This is a genomic window from Rhodococcus sp. 2H158 (genome assembly GCF_053764755.1).
Map to the genome: position 1 here is coordinate 1 of NZ_JBSNCE010000031.1, position 21,868 is coordinate 21,868.

Genomic DNA, 21,868 nt, shown 5'->3' on the forward strand with positions numbered 1-21,868 from the left:
CCTCGGATTCGCGGGGCGCGCCGTCGTTCGTTCCGGGGCTAGGGTGGTGATATGGCCGATTCACCGGAGGTCCGTATCGGCACGGCCGAGCGCGAACAGGCCCAGCGCCTGCTCGGCGAGCACTTCGGTGCCGGTCGCCTCACCCTCACCGAGTTCGAGGACCGCAGCGGCCGCATCGCCGCCGCCGTCACCCGCCGCGATCTCGCGCTCCTGTTCACCGACCTGCCCACCGTGACCGGCCGGGCCGACGGGCACCGGCGCGGGTGGTGGCTTCTGGTCCCGGTCGTGGTCCTCGGACTGTTCGCGTTCTACGAACTCCTAGAACCGAACGTGTGGATCATGACGGGCGCGACGGTCGCCGCCACCGTCGCCGTCCGCGCCCGCGGCGGACGGCCGCGCACGGCCGAGCCGGCCTTTCTCCGCGACGTCCCGCCGCTCCCCGCCCCCGCCTCCCGGGACCCGCACTCCCGGGACCCACAGCCGCCCGCGACGCGCGACGTCCCGGACGTGGTGTGGCTGCTGACGATGAGCATGTTCGCCGTCGCGCCGGCGCTGGTGCTGCGGCATCCCATCGCGCTGCTGATCTCCGCCGTCGCGCTGATCCTGATCATCTCCCGAGCATTCCGGACCGGCACCGGCGGGACCGGTCGCTGACGACCCATTAGTGTGGACCCATGGCCGACTCCCCCGAGGTCCGCATCGGCACCGTCGAACGCGAACAGGCGCTGAACCTGCTCGGTGAGCACTTCGGTGCGGGCAGGCTCACCCTCGTCGAGTTCGACGAGCGCAGCGCGAAGGCGGCGGCCGCCACCACCCGCGCCGAACTCGACGCCCTGTTCACCGACCTTCCCCCGGCGACCCCGAACACGCCTGCGGCGGTGGACGACACCGCGAAGGCCGAGCAGCGGGAGAGGTGGCGCACCGCCGCCATGGGGCTGATCCCCCTCGTCGCGCTCCTGCTGTTCTTCGTCTTCGACAACTGGTTGTGGTTCCTGCTGATCCCGGCCGCGGGCATCCTGTACTCCGCGACCAAGGGCACGAAGGGCGGCTGCTGAGTGGACCCCGTCGAGATCAACGCCGGCAACTGGTACCTGCTCGCCGAACGCCCCGACGAGTGGGCCGCCGGCACGGGCTACCACTGGTCGGTGCGGGAGGCGACGACCGCCGCCGTCGAAGCCACCGTCGAACTCCGGCCCGACGGGACGCTCACCGGGTCGGCCGAACCCGGTTGCGAGGACGCGCTGGCCGCCGCGTTGTCCGCCGTGCGCCGGTTCGCCGAGAGCGCCTGGAGCATGACGGTCACCGAATCTGCATGACCGCCCGGTTCGTTCCGGTGGCGCTCACGTTCGTGGTCGTCACCGTGCTGCTCATGCTTCCGGGCGATACGACCCCGTCCGGGTTCCCGTACGCCGACAAGATCACGCACGCACTGATGTTCGCGGTGCTCGCGTACGCGTCCCGCTTCGCCCGGATCCCGCCCGCCGCGACCGTCGCGTGGCTCGCGGTGTACGGGGTGCTCACGGAGGTCCTGCAGGCGACCGTCGCGGTCCGGCGGTCGGGGTCGGTGTGGGACTGGTGCGCGGACCTGGTCGGCGTGGCGATCGGTGTCACGGTGTTCGAGGCCGCACGCCGGCGGAATCTCTCGGAACCGTAGGGGCCGGCGCCTGGGCGTCCCGCTCCCCCGGCCGTCATTCCAGGAGTCGTTGCCGTAGCAGCGCCCGACCGGAGTCCGTGAGCCCCAGGGCGTCGCTCAGGTAGCGGTCGAACGACCCGAAGGTCTCCTCCGCCGCCGCGAGCGCCGTCGCGAGGTACTCGGCGCGGACACCGAGGACGGATTCGAGGTCACCGCGGGGCACCCCCTTCGCCGTGAGTGCTTCGAGGACCGGGGCGAACACCGGCAGCAGCCGCTCGTTGGTGAGCAGGTAGTCCTCGAAGACGGTGTCCTCGTCCACGCCCAGCGCGAGCAGCAGGACGGCCGACGCCCACCCCGTGCGGTCCTTGCCGGTGGTGCAGTGCACGAGCACCGGGTCGGCGTCGCCGGTCAGCAGGGTCTGCAACAACGTCCGATATGCGGCGCGGGCGCTCGGCAGCAGGACGAAGTCACGGTAACTGCCCCGCAGGTATTCGGCGCCGCGCCCGTCCCCGAGGACCTCGCGGGCGAACGCGGCGTCGGTCAGAAGCTCCTTCATGTGCGCGGCGATCGAACCGTGCTCGCGGTCGGCGAGCACGTCGAGGGCGAGGGTACGCACTCCCTCCGGGAGCCGGTCCGGCGCCGCCTGCCGCTCCGGTTCGGTCCGCAGGTCCACGACAGTCGCCAGGCCGAGCCCGGACAGCACACGCGCATCGGCGTCGGTCACCCGGCTCAGGTCGGTGGACCGGAAGACGATGCCCCGGCGCACCGACGCACCGTCGCGCGTGGCGTATCCACCGACGTCGCGCAGGTTCGGTATCGACGTCGCTTCGAGACCGGGCATCGACCCTCGGGAGGTGGGGGCACCGGGACGACCGGCGGCGGAGTCCGACATGCGCCCACCCTAACCGGGTCGGTTCACACAGCCCGATCGGTGCACCCGCCTGGGCCCGCCGCACCGGCGAACAGCATTGCCTTCTGGTTCTTGCGGCGCTCTCGCCGCCACTTCCGGGTGGTCCGGCGGGTTCCGGACACACCACAACTCTGTTGTTCGGCACCCCGCCGCCGCATCCGTGGTGACACCGGGATGCGGGACCGTGGTGACACCCGCACGCGTTCCGTGCCAGCACGGTGGTGCCGGCGACGGCGCAGGAGGAGACTGAGACGGTCCGGGAGGAGACCGAGCGGTCCGGGAGGAGACCGAGCGGTCCGGGAGGAGGCCGGCCGTGCGGCACCGAGTCATCCAGCTGCTCGTCGTGGTCACCGCGGTGCTGGTCGCGGCGATCGCCGCGGCGGTGGACTGGTCGCCGGTGGCGCTGCGGGATCCGGCCCGCACGCTGCTCCTCGGGCCGCGGGAATCCTTCGCCGCCGCCGAGGGGCCGTTCCTGCCGGTGTTCGGGCCCACCGAACTCGCGCTGTTCCTCGGCACCGGAGTCGCATTCGTCGTGTCCGGAGCGATCGCATGGAACAACCGCCCGCACGACCTGACCGGGCCACTCATCCTCATGGCCGGTTTGTTGTGGTTCCTCGGCGGCCTGCGACGTTCCGGCGAGCCCATGGCCTTCACCGTCGGCGTGGCGGCGACGAACCTGTATCTGCCCGTCCTGCTGCAGGCCCTGATCGGGTTCCCGACCGGCCGGCTGCACCGACGGTGGCAGCGCCTGTTCGTGGGCGCCGCGTGGCTTCTCGCCACGATCGGCATCGTGGCCGAGTGGCTGTTCTTCGATCCGCGGACCGCACCCGCGGCATCACCGTCGACGTCGACGAATCTTCTTCTGCTCCGAGACGATCCGTCGCTGGCACGGGCCGTGCAGCTCGTCGTCGGGTTCTGCGCGTTCCTGATCGTGGGGACGCTCGTGCTGGTGGTGGTCGTTCGCTGGCGTTCGGGATCGCCGGCGTACCGGGCCGGCTTCGCGCCGCTCGGTGTCGCGTACGGCCTCTCGGCGGTGATCACGATCGTGGTGCTGTCGAGCGCGGTGAGCCTTCCCTGGTCGCCCCCGTCGTGGGTGCTCAACCTGCGCTATCCGACCACGGCGCTGTTTCCGCTGGCGGTGGCGGTCGGTCTCGTCCGGTACCGGCTGGCGCGTGCCGCGGTCAGCGACGCGATGGTGGAGATCGGTTCCGCCCCCATCGATGTCGGATTCGTCGACGCGCTGCGGCGAGCCGTGCACGACCCGAGCCTGGTGCTGTGGACCTATGCGCCGGAGCGCGCGGCATACGTCGATCCGGACGGGTCGGTCCACTCTCTTCCCCGCCGTTCCGATTCGCGCGCGGCGACCATCCTCGAACGCGCCGGCAATCCCGTGGGCGCCCTGGTGTACGACCCGTCCCTCGAGACTCAACCCGAGCTGCTCGCCGCGGTCCACAGCGCCACCGCGCTGGCCCTCGAGCACGAGCGGTTGCAGGCGGACCTGCAGCTCCGGCTCGACGAGGTGCGTCGCTCCCGCGAACGGATCGTCGCGGCCGGCGACATCCAGCGGCGACGCCTCGAGCGCGACCTGCACGACGGGGCGCAGCAACGGCTCGTCGCCGCGTCGCTGTTGTTGCGCCGCGCCCAGCGCGCCGGGGACGAGGCCGGTCTGCGGCGCCTGCTCGCGGACGGTGCCGCCGAACTCGACACCGCCCTGACGGAACTGCGGGAGCTCGCCCGGGGTGTGTACCCGGCGGTGCTCACCGAGCGCGGGCTCGCGGCTGCGCTGCGCTCGCTGGCCGAGCGGGCACCCGTGCCCGTCGGCATCGACGACGGTCTCCCCGACCGGCCCTCGCCTCCCGTCGAGCTCGCCGCGTACCTCATCGGGGCGGAGGCCGTCACCAATGCCGGGAAACACTCCGGGGCCACCGCCGTCCGCATCTGCCTGCACCGGGCGGGTGACGCGCTGCGCATGACGATCCGCGACAACGGATGCGGTGGTGCGCGGCCGACGCCCGGCGGGGGGCTGGACGGGCTGCGGGATCGGACCGCGGCTCTCGGCGGCGACCTCGTGCTCGACAGTCCCGAGGGCCGCGGCACGACCGTCGACGTCACGCTCCCGTTCCACCTCGACGTCGAGTCCTGACCGGGCCCGTCCGGCGGACGGTTCCGGCCCGGCGGATCAGTGCCGTGCCACCTCCCCCAGCACGCGGTCCAGTGCGTCGAGCGTCTCGTCCAGCTCGGCGGTGGTGACCGTCAGCGGCGGCCGGAACCGGATGCCGCGCTGCCCGGTACCGATCATCAGCACGTGCTCGTCGACACGCAGGCGGGTGAGCACGGCGTCGCGGATGGTCGGTGTGGGCAGGGTGAGCGCGCACATCAGGCCGCGTCCGCGCGGCTCGCCGACCAGCCGGTGGCGGACGGCGAGCTGGTTCAAGCCGGACAGCAGATGCGCCCCGGTCATGCGTGCGCGGTCGACGAGCCGGTCCCGCTCGATCACCTCGAGAATGCGCCGGGCACGGACCATGTCGGTCAGGTTGCCGCCCCAGGTGGAGTTGAGCCGCGACGAGACCGTGAAGACGTTGTCGGGGATCTCGTCGATCCGGCCGCCGGCCATGATGCCGCAGACCTGGGTCTTCTTGCCGAAGGCGACGATGTCGGGGGCGACGTCGAACTGCTGGTAGGCCCAGGTCGTTCCCGTCAGCCCGACGCCGGTCTGCACCTCGTCGAAGATCAGCAGCGCATCGTGCCGGCGGCACAGTTCCGCCATGGCCTGGAAGAACTGCGGCCGGAAGTGATGGTCGCCGCCCTCGCCCTGGATGGGTTCGGCGATGAAACAGGCGATGTCGTGCGGATTCTCGGCGAACGCCCGGCGCGCCTGCTGCAGCGCATGCGCCTCCGCGGCCTCGACGTCGCGATCGTCGGCGAGGTAGGGCGCGTCGATGCGCGGCCAGCGGAACTTGGGGTACCGGGCCGTCTTGATCGGGTCCGTGTTGGTGAGGGACATCGTGTAGCCGGTGCGACCGTGGAACGCCTCGGTCAGGTGGAGAACGCTGCCCCCGAGGTCGGAGCCGAGTCCGCGCGCCTCGTTCAGCCGGCTCTTCCAGTCGAAGGCCGCCTTGAGTGCGTTCTCCACCGCGAGCCCGCCGCCGTCGACGAAGAACAGGTGCGGCAGGGCCGGGTCGCCGAGCACCCGCGCGAAGGTGTCGACGAACCGGGCCATCGCCACCGTGTAGATGTCGGAGTTGCTGGGCTTGTTCGCGGCGGCCGCGGCGAGTTCGGCGGCGAACGCCGGGTCGTCGACGATGTCGGGAGGGTTCATCCCGAGGGCGGAGGACGCGAAGAACCCGAACATGTCGAGGTAGGTCGTGCCGTCCCGTTGATCGACGAGCCGCACGCCCCGCGATCGGTCGAGGTCGAGGACGAGGTCGAACCCGTCCACCAGCAGATGTTCGCGCAGAACGGCGTGTACCCGGCTCGGGGGCAGCTCGCGGGCACCGTCCGGGTGTCGGAATGCAGTGCTCATGCCCAGAGGGTACGTCAAAGTTCCGCCAAGATCGGCGTGATAAAGGAAGATCACCCCTTCCTGCGACTATCGTTCGTAAAATGTTTGGAGGATGACGGTGCTGCGGGTGGCCACATTCGCCGTCGCGCGGATCTCCTGCAGCAGTTGTTCGAGCGCCCGCGGCGAGGCGACGCGCACGAGCAGGATGTAGCTCTCGTCCCCCGCCACGGAGTGGCAGGATTCGATGGCATCGATGTGCCGCAACCGCGCCGGCGCGTCGTCGGGTTGGGACGGGTCGAGAGGGGTGATCGCAACGAACGCCGACAGCATCAACCCGAGCGCTTCGGGATCGACCTTCGCCGCATATCCGCGGATCACCTGCCGGGCTTCGAGGCGGCGAACCCGGGACTGCACCGCGGAGATCGACAATCCGGCCTTCTCGGCGAGGGTGGCCAGCGTCGCCCGGCCGTCCACCACCAGTTCGCGCATGAGCAGCCGGTCGATCTCGTCCAGGGACTCCTTCGAGTTTTCCGCCATCCGCGCAGGCTAACCGAACCGGAAAGGACATCGACGATGAATCCGACTGGCAATCTGCACGATCGCGCCGCTGCCGCGCTGCGTCGCTGCGGGGCGAGCACCCCCGCCCTCGACGGCGCCCACACGGTCACCAGCCCGATCGACGGTTCGGAGCTCGCGCGGCTGCACCCGGCCCGCGCCGCGGACGTCGACGCCACGGTCGCCGCGGCGAGCGCGGCCTTCGAGCACTGGCGGCAGGTCCCGGCGCCGATGCGGGGACGGCTGGTCCGCAGGCTCGGGGACCTGCTCGGCGAGCACAAGTCCGATCTCGCCGAGCTCGTCACGCTCGAGGCCGGAAAGATCCCCTCCGAGGCGCTCGGCGAGGTGCAGGAGATGATCGACATCTGCGAGTTCGCGGTCGGCCTCTCGCGCCAGCTCTACGGCCGCACGATGCCCTCCGAGCGACCCGGCCACCGGCTGATGGAGACGTGGCATCCGCTGGGGGTGGTCGCGGTGATCTCTGCGTTCAACTTCCCCGTCGCCGTGTGGTCCTGGAACACCGCGATCGCGCTCGTGTGCGGCGATCCGGTGGTGTGGAAGCCCTCCGAGAAGACCCCGCTCACGGCGCTGGCCTGCCACGCGCTGCTCGAGCGGGCCGCGGGCGACGTGGGCGCCCCCGGCGGCCTGCACCACGTCCTGGTCGGCGACGCCGCCGTCGGCGAGGCGCTGGTCGACGATCCGCGCGTCGCGCTGGTCAGCGCGACGGGCTCGATCCGGATGGGCCGCATCGTCGCGCCCCGGGTGGCGGCGCGGTTCGGGCGCTGCCTGCTCGAACTCGGCGGCAACAACGGCGCGATCGTCGGCCCCTCCGCGGACCTCGACCTCGCCGTGCGGGCCGTGGTGTTCGCCGCGGCCGGCACCGCCGGGCAGCGCTGCACCACCCTGCGACGGCTGATCGCCCATCGCTCCGTCGTCGACGAGCTGACCGAGCGGATCGCCAAGGCCTACTCGGGGCTGCGGGTGGGCGATCCGTTCGACGACGGAGTGCTCGTCGGACCGTTGATCGACGGCCGTGCCCACGCCGCGATGCGGACCGCGCTCGAGCGCGCCGAACTCGACGGCGGCATTCTCGTCACGGGCGGCGACCCCGTCGAGGTCCCCGGTGACGGGGTGTACGTCCGGCCCGCCGTCGTGCGGATGCCGGCGCAGACGGACGTGGTGCGCGAGGAGACGTTCGCCCCGATCCTCTACGTGCTGGCCTACGACGGCTTCGACGAGGCGATCGCCCTGCACAACGGGGTGCCCCAAGGACTTTCGTCGTCGATCTTCACCACCGACCAGCGCGAGGCCGAGCGCTTCCTCGCCGCCTCGGACTGCGGCATCGCCAATGTCAACATCGGCACCTCCGGCGCGGAGATCGGGGGCGCGTTCGGCGGCGAGAAGGAGACCGGCGGCGGCCGCGAGTCGGGTTCGGACTCGTGGAAGGCGTACATGCGCCGCGCCACCAACACCATCAACTACTCCGACGACCTCCCGCTGGCGCAGGGTGTGGAGTTCGGTTGAGCGACAAGCTGGTTCCGTACCGACTGTGGGGGTGCCGACCGGACCGGTTCGACACCGAGATCGAGGGCGAGTTCGCGTGGACCGACCACATCGTGCGGACCCTCGGCGCGGCGTTCGAGCCGGCCGGCGCCGAGATCCGGAGAGGGGTGTCCCTGCTGCCGGAGACACACGGCGTCAGCGTGCGCGCGGACGGGCTGACGCTGGGCATCCTCGGCGACGGCGACGCGCTGCGCTACGGGCCGGTGCTCCGCCGCGTCGTCGCAGGCGGGTATCTGCCGACCGTGCCGGCCCGCATCTGGGCCGCCGATGCGGGCGCCTACAACGACGACCCGGCGCGCAGCGGCCGCATCATCGCCCGCGTCTCGGTCAGCCTCGGCGCCCCGGCCCGGCTGGTGCCCCGCAACGATCCTCCGGACGTGCCCTACACGCTGCTGCCCGCGGGCCGGACCCTCCAGGTCACCGGGGAGGAACGGCACTTCGACCTGCTGCACCCCTACGCCGACCCGCCCGGCAAGTACGCCCTGCTCGTCACCCTCCACGAGGCGGACGGCGCGCTGGTGGAGGTGCGGGTGGACGACCGGGCGTGCGGGTACCTCGGCCGACGGTCCAGTGCGCGTCTGCTGCCGATCGTGACGCACCTGTCCGCGCGCGGGCTCCGCACCGCCGCGCGGGCCGCGGTGAGCGGATCCCGGCTGGCGGCCGAGGTGACGGTGTCGGTGACGCCGGCCGACGAGATCGACGAGCGCGTCCTGGACGGACCGCCGGTGATCGTGCCGCGGCTGGCGCCCGGCCCGGTCGCCGACCCGCCCGACCCGGTGCTGCCGATGCACCGGTACCACGGGTGGGGCGGGCAGATCGTCGTGCAGGGCGACCGGCTGTGGATCCTGCGGGAGGGCTCCGTGGCGCGGGCGTTGGGTCCAGTTCCGTTGACGCCCAGGCGGATCCGTCTGCGGGACGTGGTGGACGTGCAGTTCCGCCCGGCGCTGCCGCAGACCGACGGCATGCTCCGGATCGTGACGGGGAGCGGCCGGGACGGCGCGCCGTCGTCGGCGGATCCCGACACGGTGGTGTTCCACCATCCCGACCGGCAGCGATTCCAGGCGCTCGCCGAGTGGCTGCGGCACGTCGCAGCCGTGAACACGGGACCGCCGTCGTGAGGACACCCCTCAGGGCCGCCGCAGCAGCTCGGCCTCCCCCGGTTCGACGACGATCGTGGCCGGTTCGGTCCGGCCGTAGTACCGCGTACGCAGGAGCCAGCTTCGCGCGTGGGACAGTTCCGAGCGCCACCCGCCGAGGTAGTACTTCCGGCCGAAGCGGGCCATGACGGCCGCCGGTGGCCCGCCCGGCCGCACGGTGGCCCGGCCGTGCAGCCGCAGGACGGGTCCCCGCTCACCGTCGTCGAGCAGCACCACGACGTCGGGATTCGCGGCCGCGTTGCGCGCCGCCACGGTGCTGCGACCGGTGCCGAAGTACAACCGGCCGTCGAACTGCACGAACCACAGCGGGGCCAGGGCGGCCGCGCCCTTCGGCGAGCGGGTTGCCAGGCGCGCTACGAGGGCGCGGTCGAGGAAGTCGCGCACGACGGCGTCGTCGGCCTTCACGCGTCCCGCTCCTCGTGCAGGGTCGCGTAGTCCCACGCGGTGGCCCGCCGGGGCGTGAACACGAACCAGGCGAGGTCCTCGCGACCGTCGGGGGCGGGGGCATCCGCCGCGGCGAGGCGTCCGCGCCAGTTCACCGCCCGCAGCTCGAACCAGAATTCGCCGTCGTCGAGCAGGACGGTGACCCGGTCGAGTCCGGCCGACGGCGGCACCGCCTCCCGTGGCACACCGACCCACAACTCGCCGTCGCGTCGCCGGACCCGCGCGGGCAGCGCGGTGACCGCACCGGCGTCGTCGAACGCGACCGCCGCCCGACCGTGCTCGAGCAGTCTTCCGGCAAGCGGTTCCGGTTCGACGCGCTGGGTGATCCGCCCCATGCCGACAGACGATACCGCCGGATCATCCGCGACGGCCGGGATCGCGCGGGGCCGGCCGGATCCGGATCGGTTCGGGCACCGTGACGGTCTCGTTGCCGGGCAACGGCTCCCCGCGGCGCCGCCCGACGTCGGCGACCGTGTCGACGTCCGCGAGCGGCTGCGCCCCCTGCCGCGCGACGGTCTCGTCGTAGAGCTCGAACCACGGGAATCCGCGCCCGGTGTAGTCGGCGGCGGCCAGGGGCCGGGTCGGTGGGTCCTCCCCGGTGACCGCGCGCCACTGCTCGCTGTTCACCAGGTGCACGTCGACGACCGAGCGGTGGTCGAGGTCCCACGCATCGTGCGGTTCGACCGGGGTGGCGACGCCCTGCTCGACGGACCCGCCGGCACCGAGCCCCATGGCCGCGGCCGGCGCGAAGGAGTGCATCGGGCGCCGGGCGTCGAACTCGGCACGTTCCTCCCATCGGCGCGCCCGCATGGGGTACGCCGCGATGCAGATCCCGCCCTGCGCCGGCCCGGACCGCAGCTGCTCCTCGACGCTGTAGCCGGAACCGAGCGGCATCGCGACGAACTGGCGCACCCGCCCCTGCGCCACGACGAAACCGTCGAGCCACGGTTGCGCCGGCACCTCGAGGTAGTCCTCGCGTTCGAAGTCCGGCCCCGCCGACCAGGGTTCGCCGGTGAGCGCGTCGACGTCCCCGGCGGCGACGTTCACCAGGAACGGGTACCGGGACTCGAACCCGAGCCAGCACGCCTCCGACTGCCACATCGGCATCACCAGTCCGCCGCGGGACCGCCACGAGTCCGGTATCCGGGCGTCGTCGAGTCCGGCGACGGTCCGCAGCGGGAACCGTCCCAGGCCGGGCGGCAACGGGTAGGTGTTGCCGTCGTCCGGCACCCGCAGGGTGCGGTGGAAGGAGACGGCCATGCGGGCATCGGCGTGCACCTCCGGGAACTCGAACACCAGGCGGTCCTTCTCGAGAGCGAGCGCCACGTCGTCCCTCCCGTCCGCATGCTCCGGTGCCGTTCACGTGCGGGTGAGGGTACGCCGACCGGACGGGCCGGTCGAGCAGTTGCGCCGAGCGCCTCTCGACTCACGTGACCCGGGCCACAGCTGTGGTAGACCAAGGGGCATGTTTCCTGGGAACTTCGTCGCCACGACCCCCGACAAGCCCGCCATCGTGCGGCCCGCCACCGGGGAGTCGCTCACCTACCGGCAGCTCGACGAGAGCTCCGTCCGCCTCGCGAAATACCTGCGCGCCGCCGGACTCGAGCCGGGCGACCACATCGCGCTGATCTCGGACAACGACCTGCGGGTGATGGAGGTCTACTGGGCGGCGCTGCGTTCCGGCCTGTACGTCACGGTGGTCAACTGGCACCTCACCCCCGCCGAGGCCGCATACGTGGTCAACGACTGCGGCGCGAAGGTGCTCCTCGCCTCGGCGGGCGCGGCGACCGCGATCGACACCCGTTCCGGGGCCTACCCGAACGTGATCCGCCGGCTCGCGTACGGCGGTGCACTGCCCGGCTTCGACGACTACGCCCACGCGCTCGCGGCATTCGACGCCTCGCCGCTGGAGTCGCAGCCGCGTGGTCAGGACATGCTCTACTCCTCGGGCACCACCGGCCGGCCCAAGGGCATCAAGCCGAAGCTGCCCGAGGGACAGGTCCAGGACGTCCCGGACCCCTACACGGCGGTGTTCGCCCCGATGTACGGCTTCGACGCCGAGTCGGTGTACCTGTGCCCGGCCCCGTTGTATCACGCTGCGCCGCTTCGCTTCTGCGGAGTCGTTCAGTCCGTCGGGGGCACGGTGGTCCTCATGGACCGGTTCGAGCCGGAGGAGGCGCTCGCCCTGATCGAGCGTTACCGCGTCACCCACAGCCAGTGGGTGCCGACGATGTTCGTGCGGATGCTCAAGCTCCCCGAAGAGGTGCGCGGCAAGTACGACATGTCGAGCCTGAAGGTCGCCATCCACGCGGCGGCGCCGTGCCCGCCGGAGATCAAGCGCGCCATGATCGAGTGGTGGGGCCCGATCGTGTACGAGTACTACGCCTCGACCGAGGGCGCGGGCGCCACGTTCATCGACTCGGAGCAGGCGCTCGAGCACCCGGGATCCGTGGGTCGCGACGGCGTGATGGGCATCGTCCACATCTGCGACGACAGCGGCGCCGAGCTGCCGGTCGGTGCCACGGGCACGGTGTGGTGGGAGCGCGACGAGCGGCCGTTCGAGTACCACAACGACCCGGAGAAGACCGAGAAGGCGACGCACCCCGATCATCCGACGTGGACCACCAGCGGCGACATCGGATACCTCGACGAGGAGCGCTACCTGTACCTCACCGACCGGGCCGCGTTCACGATCATCTCCGGCGGCGTGAACATCTACCCGCAGGAATCGGAGAACATCCTCACCCTGCACCCCAAGGTGTACGACGTCGCGGTGATCGGGGTCCCCAACGAGGAGATGGGCGAGGAGGTCAAGGCCGTCGTCCAGCTCGCCGACGGCGTCGAGCCCGGACCCGAGGTCGAGCGCGAGCTCCTCGACTTCGTCCGCGAGCGCGTCTCCCACTTCAAAGCGCCGCGCAGCATCGACTTCTCCGACGACCTGCCGCGCACGCCCACCGGCAAGCTCGTCAAGCACAAGCTGCGCGCCCGCTACCTCACCCCGGCAGGCTGACGGTGCCCGCCGATCTCGCCGAGCTCGCCGACCAGCTCCCGGACGGCGCGCTGATCACCGATCCGGACCTGCTCGCCGGGTACCGGCAGGACTGGGCCCGCGATCCGGACGCGGCGGTGCCGCGCGCGGTCGTGCGGGCCACGCGCACGGCGGACGTGCAAGCCACACTGCGGTGGGCGAGCGGGCACCGGGTGCCCGTGGTGCCGCGCGGCGCGGGCACCAGCCTGTCCGGCGGGGCAGGCGGGGTGCCGGGCGGGATCGTGCTCAGCACCGAGCGGATGCGGGCGATCACCGTGGACCCGGTCACCCGCACGGCGGTCGTCCAGCCGGGACTGCTCAACGCCGAGGTCAAGCGGGCCGCGGCCGAGCACGGGCTGTGGTATCCGCCCGACCCGTCCTCGTTCGAGATGTGCACGATCGGCGGCAACGCGGCGACCAACGCCGGGGGGCTGTGCTGCGTGAAGTACGGCGTCACCACGGACTACGTCCTCGGCCTCGAGGTGGTGCTCGCCGACGGCACCGCGGTGCGGCTCGGCGGACCCCGCCTCAAGGACGTGGCGGGCCTGTCGCTGACCAAGCTGTTCGTCGGCAGCGAGGGCACCCTCGGCATCATCACCGAGGTGACCCTGCGGCTCCTCCCGCCGCAACCGCCGGCATCGACGATGGTCGCCACGTTCGGCTCGGTCCAGGCTGCGGCCGACGCGGTGCTGGCCGTGACGGCCACGTTGCGCCCGGCGATGCTCGAGTTCATGGACCGCGCCTCGATCAATGCGGTCGAGGACGCGCTGCACATGGGACTGGACCGCGACACCGAGGCGATGCTCATCGCCCGGTCCGACGCGCCGGGCACGGCCTCGGCGCAGGAGATCGCGACGATGGTGCGGGCGTGCGAGGACGCCGGTGCCGAGGAGGTGTTCTCGACCGACGACCCCGAGGAGGGCGAGGCGTTCGCAGCGGCACGGCGGATGGCCATCCCGGCGGTCGAACGGACCGGCAGCCTGCTGCTCGAGGATGTCGGCGTGCCCCTGCCGGCGCTGCCGGCACTGGTCGGGGGTGTCGCCGAGATCGCCGACCGCAATGCGGTGACGGTGGCGGTGATCGCGCACGCCGGCGACGGCAACACCCATCCGCTGATCGTGTACGACCCCGCCGACGCCGACCAGACGGCCCGCGCGCACGTGGCCTTCGGGCAGATCATGGACCTGGCGATCGCGCTGGGCGGCACCATCACCGGGGAGCACGGGGTGGGCCGGCTGAAGAAGGCGTGGCTGCCGGATCAGGTGGGTCCCGACGTGATGGCCCTGACCCGGCGGATCAAGGCGGCGCTCGACCCGGAATCCATCCTCAATCCGGGCGTCATCCTCTGAAGCAAGATCGAGTACGGTGGCCGCGTGCGTGAGGACCCAATCCAGTGAACGCCCGTACGCCCTTGTCGCCGGCGGGCCTGCCGCTGCGCGACACCCGGTACCGGACGTTCGAGCAGTACCCGGAGTTCGCCGCGGCGACAGCCTGGCTGCGCGACTACGTGCGCGCCGCGGTGCCCAACCCGAGGATGAGTGAACGCGAGTACTGGTCGGTGGTGTGCCTGCCGCCGCACGACGGCTCCACCGAGGCGGAACCGCTGGTGAGCGTGCACGTCGGCGCGATCGAGGCCGCGGGACTGTACGTGGAGGCCCCGGCGGCGGAGCCCCGCCGGATCGGCGGCCGGGTCACCGTGGCCGTCGACGACCTCGAGGCGGCCGCCGGAACGAGCGTGGACGTGCTCGCGGCGGCCCACTCGGACCTGCAGTTCCACCCCGACGGGCCGGTCGTGTCGATCGGCTGGTCCGACGGACCCGCCAGCCGCGCGCAGTTCGCCGCCGTACCGTGGGAGCCGGCCGCCGCCGCGCTCGTCGGCCGCGTGATGCGCAACGGTAAGTGCCGGTGGTCGGCTCACCACTGTGCGCAGCTCGCGCGGTTCGCGCTGGCCGACTGACGTCCGGCCCCAGACCCGCCGCCGGCCGGGGGCCCACCGGCACGAGCGCGGCGTCCGGGAAACCTCCGGCGTGTCGTACCGGCGGTGCACCATGGAACGGTGACCGACGTCCTGACCCGTTTCTCCGAGCCCACCCGGCAGTGGTTCGCGGGCGCGTTCGAGGCCCCGACCGCCGCGCAGCTCGGGGCCTGGGAGTCGATCTCCTCCGGCGCGCACACCCTGGTGGTGGCCCCCACCGGATCCGGCAAGACGCTCTCGGCGTTCCTGTGGTCGCTCGACCGCCTCGCGGCCACCCCGACCGACCACCCCGGCACCCGCGTGCTCTACGTATCCCCGCTCAAGGCCCTCGCGGTGGACGTGGAACGGAACCTGCGCTCGCCGCTGGTCGGCATCACCCAGACCGCGCGGCGGCTCGGCCTCGAACCGCCGGAGATCACCGTCGGCGTGCGCTCGGGCGACACGTCGGCGGCGGACCGGCGCGCCCTGATCCGCACCCCGCCGGACATCCTCATCACCACCCCCGAGTCGCTGTTCCTCATGCTCACCTCCGCGGCGCGCGAGACCCTCGCCGGCGTGGAGACCGTCATCGTCGACGAGGTGCACGCCGTCGCCGGAACGAAACGCGGTGCGCATCTTGCAATTTCACTCGAACGGCTCGACCTGCTGCTCGGACGGCCGGCGCAGCGGATCGGCCTGTCGGCGACGGTGCGCCCGCACGAGGAGGTGGGTCGGTTCCTCGCCGGGACGGCGCCGATCCGCATCGTCGCCCCGCCGTCCGCCAAGACGTGGGATCTCACGGTGCGGGTGCCCGTCGAGGACATGACCGAATTGGGCGTGCAGCCGGAACTCTCGGACGACGGGATGCCGGGGGTTCCGCAGGCCGGGTCGATCTGGCCGCACGTCGAGGAGCAGATCGTCGACCTCATCGTCGCGCACCGTTCCACCATCGTGTTCGCCAACTCCCGCCGCCTCGCCGAGCGGTTGACGGCCCGGCTCAACGAGATCCACGCCGAACGCGAGGGCGAGGCGGTGGACCGCCGGCCACCGCCCCCGGCGCAGATCGGGGCGCCCACCGAGGTCGCGTTCGGCGCGCAGCCGCTGCTGGCGCGGGCGCACCACGGTTCGGTGAGCAAGGACCAGCGGGCGCTGATCGAGGACGACCTGAAGTCCGGGCGGCTGCGCTGCGTCGTCGCCACCTCGAGCCTCGAACTCGGCATCGACATGGGCGCGGTCGACCTGGTGATCCAGGTGTCGGCACCACCGTCGGTGGCGAGCGGACTGCAGCGCGTCGGGCGGGCGGGCCACCAGGTGGGCGAGGTCTCCCGCGGGGTGCTGTTCCCCAAGCACCGCACCGACCTGGTGCACTGCGCGGTCACGGTCGAACGGATGGTGGGCGGGCACATCGAGGCCCTGCAGGTGCCCGCCAACCCGCTGGACGTGCTCGCCCAGCAGACCGTCGCCGCGGTCGCGCTCGAGCCGCTCGACGTGGACGAGTGGTTCGACACGGTGCGGCGCAGCGGCTCCTTCGCGACGCTGCCCCGCTCGGCGTACGAGTCGACGCTGGACCTGCTGGCCGGGCGGTACCCGTCGGACGAGTTCGCCGAGCTGCGGCCCCGGGTGGTGTGGGATCGCACCGCCGGCACCCTCACCGGCCGGCCGGGCGCGCAGCGGCTGGCCGTCACCTCGGGCGGCACGATCCCCGACCGCGGCCTGTTCACCGTGTACATGGTCGGCGAGAAGGCCACCCGGGTCGGCGAACTCGACGAGGAGATGGTGTACGAGTCCCGGGTGGGCGACGTGTTCGCGCTCGGCGCGACGAGCTGGCGCATCGAGGAGATCACCTTCGACCGGGTGCTGGTCTCCCCCGCCTACGGGCAGCCCGGCAGGCTGCCGTTCTGGCACGGTGACGGAGTCGGCCGCCCGGCCGAACTCGGCGCCGCGCTGGGGGCGTTCGTGCGCGAACTCGGGCACGCCGATCCGGCGGACGCCGCCGCCCGGTGCCGTCGCGGCGGCCTCGACGACAACGCGACCGCCAACCTGACACGGCTGCTCGAGGAGCAGCGCAACGCCACCGGCCACCTGCCCACCGACCGGACCCTGGTGGTCGAGCGGTTCCGCGACGAACTCGGCGACTGGCGCCTCGTGCTGCACTCCCCGTACGGGATGCGCGTGCACGCGCCGTGGGCGCTCGCCGTGGGCGCACGGCTGCTCGACCGGTACGGCGTCGAGGCCGCGCCCACGGCCTCGGACGACGGCATCATCGTCCGGCTCCCCGACACCGAGGACGCCCCGCCCGGCGCGGAGGTGTTCGCCTTCGACACCGACGAGATCGAGGACCTGGTCACCGAGCAGGTCGGCGGCTCGGCGCTGTTCGCCTCCCGCTTCCGGGAGTGCGCGGCGCGGGCACTGCTGCTGCCGCGGCGCACGCCCGGCAAGCGGGCGCCGCTGTGGCAGCAGCGGCAGCGCTCGGCGCAGCTGCTCGACGTGGCCCGTCGCTACCCCACCTTCCCGATCCTGCTCGAGACGGTGCGGGAATGCCTGCAGGACGTCTACGACCTGCCCGCCCTGCGGGACCTGCTCGGCCGCGTCGCGCGGCGGCAGGTCCGCATCGTGGAGGTCGAGACGGCCACCGCGTCACCGTTCGCGACCTCACTGCTGTTCGACTACGTCGGCGCGTTCATGTACGAGGGCGACAGCCCCCTGGCAGAACGGCGCGCCGCGGCCCTGTCGCTGGACTCGACACTGCTCGCCGAACTGCTCGGGCGTGTGGAGCTGCGGGAACTGCTCGACGCCGAGGTCATCGCCCGGGCCGAGCTGGAGCTGCAGCACCTGGCCCCGGACCGCAAGGTCCGCGACGCCGAAGGCGTCGCGGACCTGCTCCGGCTGCTCGGCCCGCTGACCGAGACCGAGATCGCCGAGCGCACCACGGCCGAGCCCGCCGCATGGCTCGACGAGCTGGATGCGCAGCGACGGGTGCTGAAGGTGTCCTTCGCCGGCCACGAGCGGTGGTCGGCCATCGAGGACGCCTCGCGTCTCCGGGACGCGCTCGGGGTGCCGCTGCCGATCGGTGTGCCGACGGCGTTCGTCGAGCCGGTGCCCGATCCGCTGGGCGACCTGATCGGCCGGTACGCCCGCACCCACGGCCCGTTCACCGCGGCGGAGGCGGCGGCCCGGTTCGGGCTCGGCACCGCGGTGGTGCAGGACATGCTGCACCGGCTGGCCGCCGAGAAGCGGGTCAGCGCAGGTGAGTTCCGGCCCGGCACGACGGGCGCCGAGTGGTGCGACACCGAGGTGCTGCGGCGGCTGCGGCGACGGTCGCTCGCGGCGGCACGACACGAGGTGGAGCCGGTCGGCACCGCCACCCTCGGCCGGTTCCTGCCGGCGTGGCAGCACGTGGGCGGCGGCCTGCGCGGGGTGGACGGGGTGGCCGCGGTCGTCGAGCAACTGGCCGGGGTGCCGGTGCCGGCGAGCGCTCTCGAGCCGCTGATCCTCGCGCCGCGGGTGCGGGACTACTCCCCCGCGATGCTCGACGAACTCACCACGACGGGCGAGGTGCTGTGGGCGGGGTCGGGGCAGATCTCCGGCAAGGACGGCTGGGTGTCGCTGCACCTGACCGACACCGCCCCCCTGACCCTCGCGCCGGCGGCCGAGATCGAACAGACCGACGTCCACCGCGGCATCCTGGACACGCTCGCGGGCGGCGGGGCGTTCTTCTTCCGTCAGCTCACCGAGGCCCTCGGCACCACCGACACGGAAACCGCCTCGGCGCTGTGGGATCTCGTGTGGGCCGGCCTCGTCTCGGGGGACACGCCGGCCGCGCTGCGCGCCCTCGTCGGCGACACCTCGCGCGCAACCCCCGCGCACCGCACGCCCCGCCGCGCCCCGCGCGCCCGGATGTACCGCGGCCGTCCGGCGCTGCCGAGCCGGACCGGGCCACCGACGGTCGGTGGGCGGTGGTCGCTGCTGCCCGACCGGGAAACCGATCCGACGGTGCGCGCCCACGCCGCCGCGGACCTGCTGCTCGAGCGCTACGGTGTGGTCACCCGCGGCGCGGTCGTCGCCGAGGGCGTGCCGGGCGGCTTCGCCCTGATGTACAAGGTGCTGAGCCGGTTCGAGGAGACGGGGCGGTGCCGCCGCGGCTACTTCGTCGACACGCTCGGCGGTGCGCAGTTCTCCACCCCGGAGGTCGTGGACCGGTTGCGGTCCTACGGCGAGTCGCTCGAGGGCCGCCACACCGGCACACCCGCGGTGACGCTGGCCGCGTGCGACCCGGCGAACCCGTACGGCGCGGCACTGCCTTGGCCGAAGTCGGCGGCGCCCGAGGACTCGCCGCGGCACCGCCCCGGCCGCAAGGCCGGGGGGCTGGTGGTGCTCGTCGACGGCGAGCTGGGTCTGTTCGTCGAACGCGGCGGCCGCACGGTGCTGACGTTCACCGAGGACCCGGGGACACTCCGCGGCGCGTGCGCGTCACTGGCCGGGTCGGTCAAGGGCGGGGGCCTCGACACGCTCGTCGTCGAGAAGGTCGACGGCAGTTCCATTCACGGTCACCTGTTCGCGGAGTTCCTCGCCGAGGCCGGCTTCTCGGCCACGCCTCGTGGTTTCCGGTTGAGGGCCTGATGCCCGAGGGCGACACCGTCTTCCAGGCGGCCACCCGGCTGCGCCGCGCCCTCGCGGGAAAGCCGTTGACGCGCTGCGATATCCGCGTGCCCCGGTACGCGACGGTCGATCTGACCGGCACCGTGGTCGACGAGGTGCTCGCCCGGGGCAAGCATCTCCTGATCCGCGTCGGTGCGCACACCGTCCACACCCACCTGAAGATGGAGGGGGTGTGGGACGTTCATGCGCCCGGGACCCGCTGGCGCCGTCAGGGATACCACGCCAGGATCGTGCTCGCGGTCGCGGACGCGGAGGCCGTGGGTTTCGACCTCGGGATCGTCGAGGTGCTGGACCGCGACCGCGAGGAGGAGGCCGTGGGACACCTGGGACCCGATCTGCTCGGGCCGGACTGGGACCCGGCAGCCGCCGCCGCGAACCTGATGCGCGATCCGGGCCGACCCGTCGGTCTGGCGCTGCTCGATCAACGGGTGATGGCCGGGGTGGGCAACGTGTACCGGTGCGAGCTGTGCTTCCTGCGGGGCGTGCACCCGTCGACACCGGTCGCGGACGCGGGAGATGCGGCCTCCTGGGTCGACCTGGCGCACCGCCTGCTGGTGTTCAACCGGGACCGCGTCAGCCGGATCACCACCGGCGACCGCCGGCCCGGCCGGGGCACCTGGGTATACGGACGCGCGGGCAAGCCGTGCCGCCGGTGCGGAACCACGATCCGGACCGGCATGCTGGGGTCGGCGGGCGACCCGGACCGCAAGATCGACTGGTGCCCGCACTGTCAGCCGCGCGACGGGGACGGTTGAGCCGGCGCGTCCCGCCGGCTCGGTCGTTCCGCAGCTCAGTCGTTCCGCAGCTCAGTCGTTCCGCAGCTCAGTCGTTCCGCAGCTCAGTGGTTGCGCAGCGCGTCGATGAGCTCGCCCTTGCGCTTGGACGAGTAGCCCGAGATCCCGAGCTCCTTGGCCCTCTTCTTCAGCTCGTCGACGGTCCAGTCCTCGTAGGACCCCGACGTACCGCCCTTGTGGCCGACGGAGGACCGGCCGCGATTCGCCGCCGCGTTCGAGATCCGGGCGGCCTTCTCCTTGGAGGCGCCGTCGTCGCGCAGTTCCTGATACAGCTTCTCGTCCTTGATCGACGACCTGGGCATGATGCCCCTCCTTTCGTCGAGCGTGCCGTCGTCCTGCGAATACCCCTCCGCCTGCGGCCCTACACGTCCGGCCTGGACGAGCAGGCCCACGCAGTGCCGCACCAACCGCTCCGGCGACACCGCGACGGTGCCGTCCAGATAGCCGATGAACAGGCTCGTCAGCGCCCCGACGAGCCCGACCGCCACCATGTGCCGCTCCTCGCGGTCGGCGATCGCCATGAGCTGCTGCTGAACGAGCAGCACGAACGTGGGAGCGAGGTCGAGTCCCTGACCACCGAGCGACGGCTCCCGCAGCGGGCCGAGCAGCAGCACACGGCCCACGGCCGGGCGGTCGACGATCAGCTCGACGAAGGCCCGGACCGCCGCCTCGGGAAGATCCCCCGGTCGCGGGGCCGTACCGACCGCGGCCTCCAGCGCCGTGCGCACCCGTTCCCCGACGGCGGCATACACGGCGCGCACGAATGCGTCCCGGTCCTCGAAGCTTTCGTAGAAGTACCGTTCCGTCAGTCCGGCCGCCCGGCACACGGCGCGCACGTTGACCGCCGGTCCCTCGGGCGCCCCGAGCAGATCGATGCCCACCGAGAGCAGCGCGTCGCGGCGTGCCCGCCGGCGTTCCGCCATGTCGGTGCCGCCCCAGCGCCGTCGCACCCTCTCCACCACCGCGATCCCGTCGTCGACCCCCTGCGTCGTCGGATCCTACGCCGCGGCCCGGACGCAGCGGATGTGTGCAGTCGCAGGCTCCGTGCGACCGCCGTCTGTCACCCTTGTCGGCATGGACTCCGATGCCCACGCGCTCCTGCACGGTCCGTTGTTCTCCCGGCGCACACCCCTGGACCGGGGCAACGCCGCCAGCCGTATCAGCGCCTACATCTACGGCAACGTCCTGGTGCTCGCGGCGCTCGTACCGATCGTCACCAGTCCGAAGTACGTCGGCATCGCGATCGTGCTCGGTACGGCGCTGTCGACGTTCGTCGCCCACGTGTTCGCCGAGGCGGTCGGGCACACCGTGCGCCAGGGGACCCCGCTGACCCGGGCGGAGAAGATCGCCGAACTGCGCAATTCGGTGCCGATCCTGAGTTCGGCGGTCCTGCCGTGCGTGATCCTGGGAATCGGCTGGCTGGGCTGGCTCGAACCGCGCACGGCCCAGCTGCTCGCCGAGGTCGCCGTGCTGCTGCGGATCGGTGGCATCGTCTTCGTCATCGGCCGCCTCAACGGGGAGCGGCCGGGGCGCACCTCACTGGTCAGTGCCGTCGCACTCACCGCGGTTGCCGCGACCGTGGTGCTCGTCAAGGTGATCCTGACCCACTGACCTTTCCCGGCCACTGACCTTCCGGGCCACCGACCTTCCGGGCCACCGACAGGGCTGG

The 21,868-nt window shown here is 72.4% G+C and carries 20 protein-coding genes and 1 pseudogene; 13 read left to right on the plus strand and 8 right to left on the minus strand.

Annotated features, from left to right (window positions below; translation table 11 throughout):
- The first annotated feature begins 51 nt into the window (after positions 1 to 51).
- From ACWPOB_RS24170 to ACWPOB_RS24185, 4 genes are read left to right on the plus strand one after another with little or no spacing between them, the layout of a single operon-like run.
- On the plus strand, positions 52 to 654 hold the full coding sequence (locus tag ACWPOB_RS24170) for a DUF1707 SHOCT-like domain-containing protein (protein ID WP_455402367.1): 603 nt from the start codon (positions 52 to 54) through the stop codon (positions 652 to 654).
- Positions 655 to 674: 20 nt separating this feature from the next.
- Positions 675 to 1,055, plus strand: a complete 381-nt coding sequence (locus ACWPOB_RS24175) for a DUF1707 SHOCT-like domain-containing protein (protein ID WP_455402368.1) — start codon at positions 675 to 677, stop codon at positions 1,053 to 1,055.
- The gene (locus ACWPOB_RS24180) at positions 1,056 to 1,316 is read left to right on the plus strand and encodes a hypothetical protein (protein ID WP_455402369.1); all 261 of its coding nucleotides are present in this window, start codon (positions 1,056 to 1,058) and stop codon (positions 1,314 to 1,316) included. It abuts the gene before it with no gap.
- Positions 1,313 to 1,654 (plus strand): VanZ family protein, encoded by a 342-nt coding sequence (locus ACWPOB_RS24185; protein WP_455402370.1) that lies wholly within the window; start codon positions 1,313 to 1,315, stop codon positions 1,652 to 1,654. The genes ACWPOB_RS24180 and ACWPOB_RS24185 overlap by 4 nt, the downstream gene beginning before the upstream one ends.
- 34 nt (positions 1,655 to 1,688) lie before the next feature.
- Here ACWPOB_RS24185 and ACWPOB_RS24190 read toward each other — a convergent pair whose 3' ends face one another.
- Positions 1,689 to 2,525, minus strand: coding sequence for a tyrosine-protein phosphatase (locus tag ACWPOB_RS24190; protein WP_455402371.1), 837 nt, complete (start codon positions 2,523 to 2,525; stop codon positions 1,689 to 1,691).
- 331 nt (positions 2,526 to 2,856) lie between these two features.
- On the opposite strand from ACWPOB_RS24190, the gene ACWPOB_RS24195 reads away from it, so the two are divergent.
- The gene (locus ACWPOB_RS24195; protein WP_455402372.1) at positions 2,857 to 4,686 is read left to right on the plus strand and encodes a sensor histidine kinase; all 1,830 of its coding nucleotides are present in this window, start codon (positions 2,857 to 2,859) and stop codon (positions 4,684 to 4,686) included.
- A gap of 36 nt (positions 4,687 to 4,722) precedes the next feature.
- Here the strand turns inward: ACWPOB_RS24195 and lat are convergent, their stop codons facing one another.
- Positions 4,723 to 6,066, minus strand: coding sequence for an L-lysine 6-transaminase (gene lat, locus ACWPOB_RS24200; RefSeq protein ID WP_455402373.1), 1,344 nt, complete (start codon positions 6,064 to 6,066; stop codon positions 4,723 to 4,725).
- Between the two features lie 66 nt (positions 6,067 to 6,132).
- Positions 6,133 to 6,582 carry an Lrp/AsnC family transcriptional regulator gene (locus tag ACWPOB_RS24205; protein ID WP_006939604.1) on the minus strand — a complete coding sequence of 150 codons (450 nt, stop codon included), beginning with the start codon at positions 6,580 to 6,582 and terminating at the stop codon, positions 6,133 to 6,135.
- A 36-nt stretch (positions 6,583 to 6,618) separates the two neighbouring features.
- On the opposite strand from ACWPOB_RS24205, the gene amaB reads away from it, so the two are divergent.
- Both amaB and ACWPOB_RS24215 read left to right on the plus strand, forming a co-directional pair.
- A complete protein-coding gene (gene amaB / locus ACWPOB_RS24210; protein WP_455402374.1) occupies positions 6,619 to 8,124 on the plus strand; it encodes an L-piperidine-6-carboxylate dehydrogenase in 1,506 nt (501 codons plus the stop codon).
- On the plus strand, positions 8,121 to 9,281 hold the full coding sequence (locus ACWPOB_RS24215) for a DUF4429 domain-containing protein (protein ID WP_455402375.1): 1,161 nt from the start codon (positions 8,121 to 8,123) through the stop codon (positions 9,279 to 9,281). Before amaB ends, ACWPOB_RS24215 begins: the two co-directional genes overlap by 4 nt.
- Positions 9,282 to 9,290: 9 nt before the next feature.
- Here the strand turns inward: ACWPOB_RS24215 and ACWPOB_RS24220 are convergent, their stop codons facing one another.
- Genes ACWPOB_RS24220 through ACWPOB_RS24230 form a run of 3 tightly spaced genes read right to left on the minus strand, consistent with a single transcriptional unit; the run spans position 9,291 to position 11,090 of the window.
- Positions 9,291 to 9,725 (minus strand): pyridoxamine 5'-phosphate oxidase family protein, encoded by a 435-nt coding sequence (locus ACWPOB_RS24220; RefSeq protein WP_455402376.1) that lies wholly within the window; start codon positions 9,723 to 9,725, stop codon positions 9,291 to 9,293.
- Positions 9,722 to 10,099, minus strand: a complete 378-nt coding sequence (locus ACWPOB_RS24225) for a hypothetical protein (protein WP_455402377.1) — start codon at positions 10,097 to 10,099, stop codon at positions 9,722 to 9,724. The genes ACWPOB_RS24220 and ACWPOB_RS24225 overlap by 4 nt, the downstream gene beginning before the upstream one ends.
- Before the next feature lie 22 nt (positions 10,100 to 10,121).
- Positions 10,122 to 11,090 (minus strand): hypothetical protein, encoded by a 969-nt coding sequence (locus ACWPOB_RS24230; protein WP_455402378.1) that lies wholly within the window; start codon positions 11,088 to 11,090, stop codon positions 10,122 to 10,124.
- Between the two features lie 139 nt (positions 11,091 to 11,229).
- Between ACWPOB_RS24230 and ACWPOB_RS24235 the strand changes: the two genes are divergently transcribed.
- The 5 genes from ACWPOB_RS24235 (at position 11,230) to ACWPOB_RS24255 (ending at position 20,160) form a co-directional block, all read left to right on the plus strand.
- Positions 11,230 to 12,774: an AMP-binding protein gene (locus ACWPOB_RS24235; RefSeq protein ID WP_100058100.1), complete on the plus strand. Its 1,545-nt coding sequence runs from the start codon at positions 11,230 to 11,232 to the stop codon at positions 12,772 to 12,774.
- Positions 12,771 to 14,141: an FAD-binding oxidoreductase gene (locus tag ACWPOB_RS24240; protein WP_455402400.1), complete on the plus strand. Its 1,371-nt coding sequence runs from the start codon at positions 12,771 to 12,773 to the stop codon at positions 14,139 to 14,141. The genes ACWPOB_RS24235 and ACWPOB_RS24240 overlap by 4 nt, the downstream gene beginning before the upstream one ends.
- A 44-nt stretch (positions 14,142 to 14,185) precedes the next feature.
- Positions 14,186 to 14,749, plus strand: a complete 564-nt coding sequence (locus tag ACWPOB_RS24245) for a hypothetical protein (protein ID WP_455402379.1) — start codon at positions 14,186 to 14,188, stop codon at positions 14,747 to 14,749.
- Positions 14,750 to 14,848: 99 nt separating this feature from the next.
- A complete protein-coding gene (locus ACWPOB_RS24250; RefSeq protein ID WP_455402380.1) occupies positions 14,849 to 19,366 on the plus strand; it encodes an ATP-dependent helicase in 4,518 nt (1,505 codons plus the stop codon).
- Positions 19,366 to 20,160 carry a DNA-formamidopyrimidine glycosylase family protein gene (locus ACWPOB_RS24255; protein ID WP_455402381.1) on the plus strand — a complete coding sequence of 265 codons (795 nt, stop codon included), beginning with the start codon at positions 19,366 to 19,368 and terminating at the stop codon, positions 20,158 to 20,160. Before ACWPOB_RS24250 ends, ACWPOB_RS24255 begins: the two co-directional genes overlap by 1 nt.
- 83 nt (positions 20,161 to 20,243) lie before the next feature.
- Here ACWPOB_RS24255 and ACWPOB_RS24260 read toward each other — a convergent pair whose 3' ends face one another.
- Both ACWPOB_RS24260 and ACWPOB_RS24265 read right to left on the minus strand, forming a co-directional pair.
- A complete protein-coding gene (locus ACWPOB_RS24260) occupies positions 20,244 to 20,501 on the minus strand; it encodes a DUF7218 family protein (RefSeq protein WP_100056770.1) in 258 nt (85 codons plus the stop codon).
- Positions 20,502 to 20,558: 57 nt separating this feature from the next.
- Positions 20,559 to 21,122, minus strand: a pseudogene (locus tag ACWPOB_RS24265) (TetR/AcrR family transcriptional regulator); the annotation flags it as partial.
- 151 nt (positions 21,123 to 21,273) lie between these two features.
- On the opposite strand from ACWPOB_RS24265, the gene ACWPOB_RS24270 reads away from it, so the two are divergent.
- Positions 21,274 to 21,810, plus strand: a complete 537-nt coding sequence (locus ACWPOB_RS24270; RefSeq protein WP_100056771.1) for a hypothetical protein — start codon at positions 21,274 to 21,276, stop codon at positions 21,808 to 21,810.
- Positions 21,811 to 21,868 lie beyond the last annotated feature (58 nt).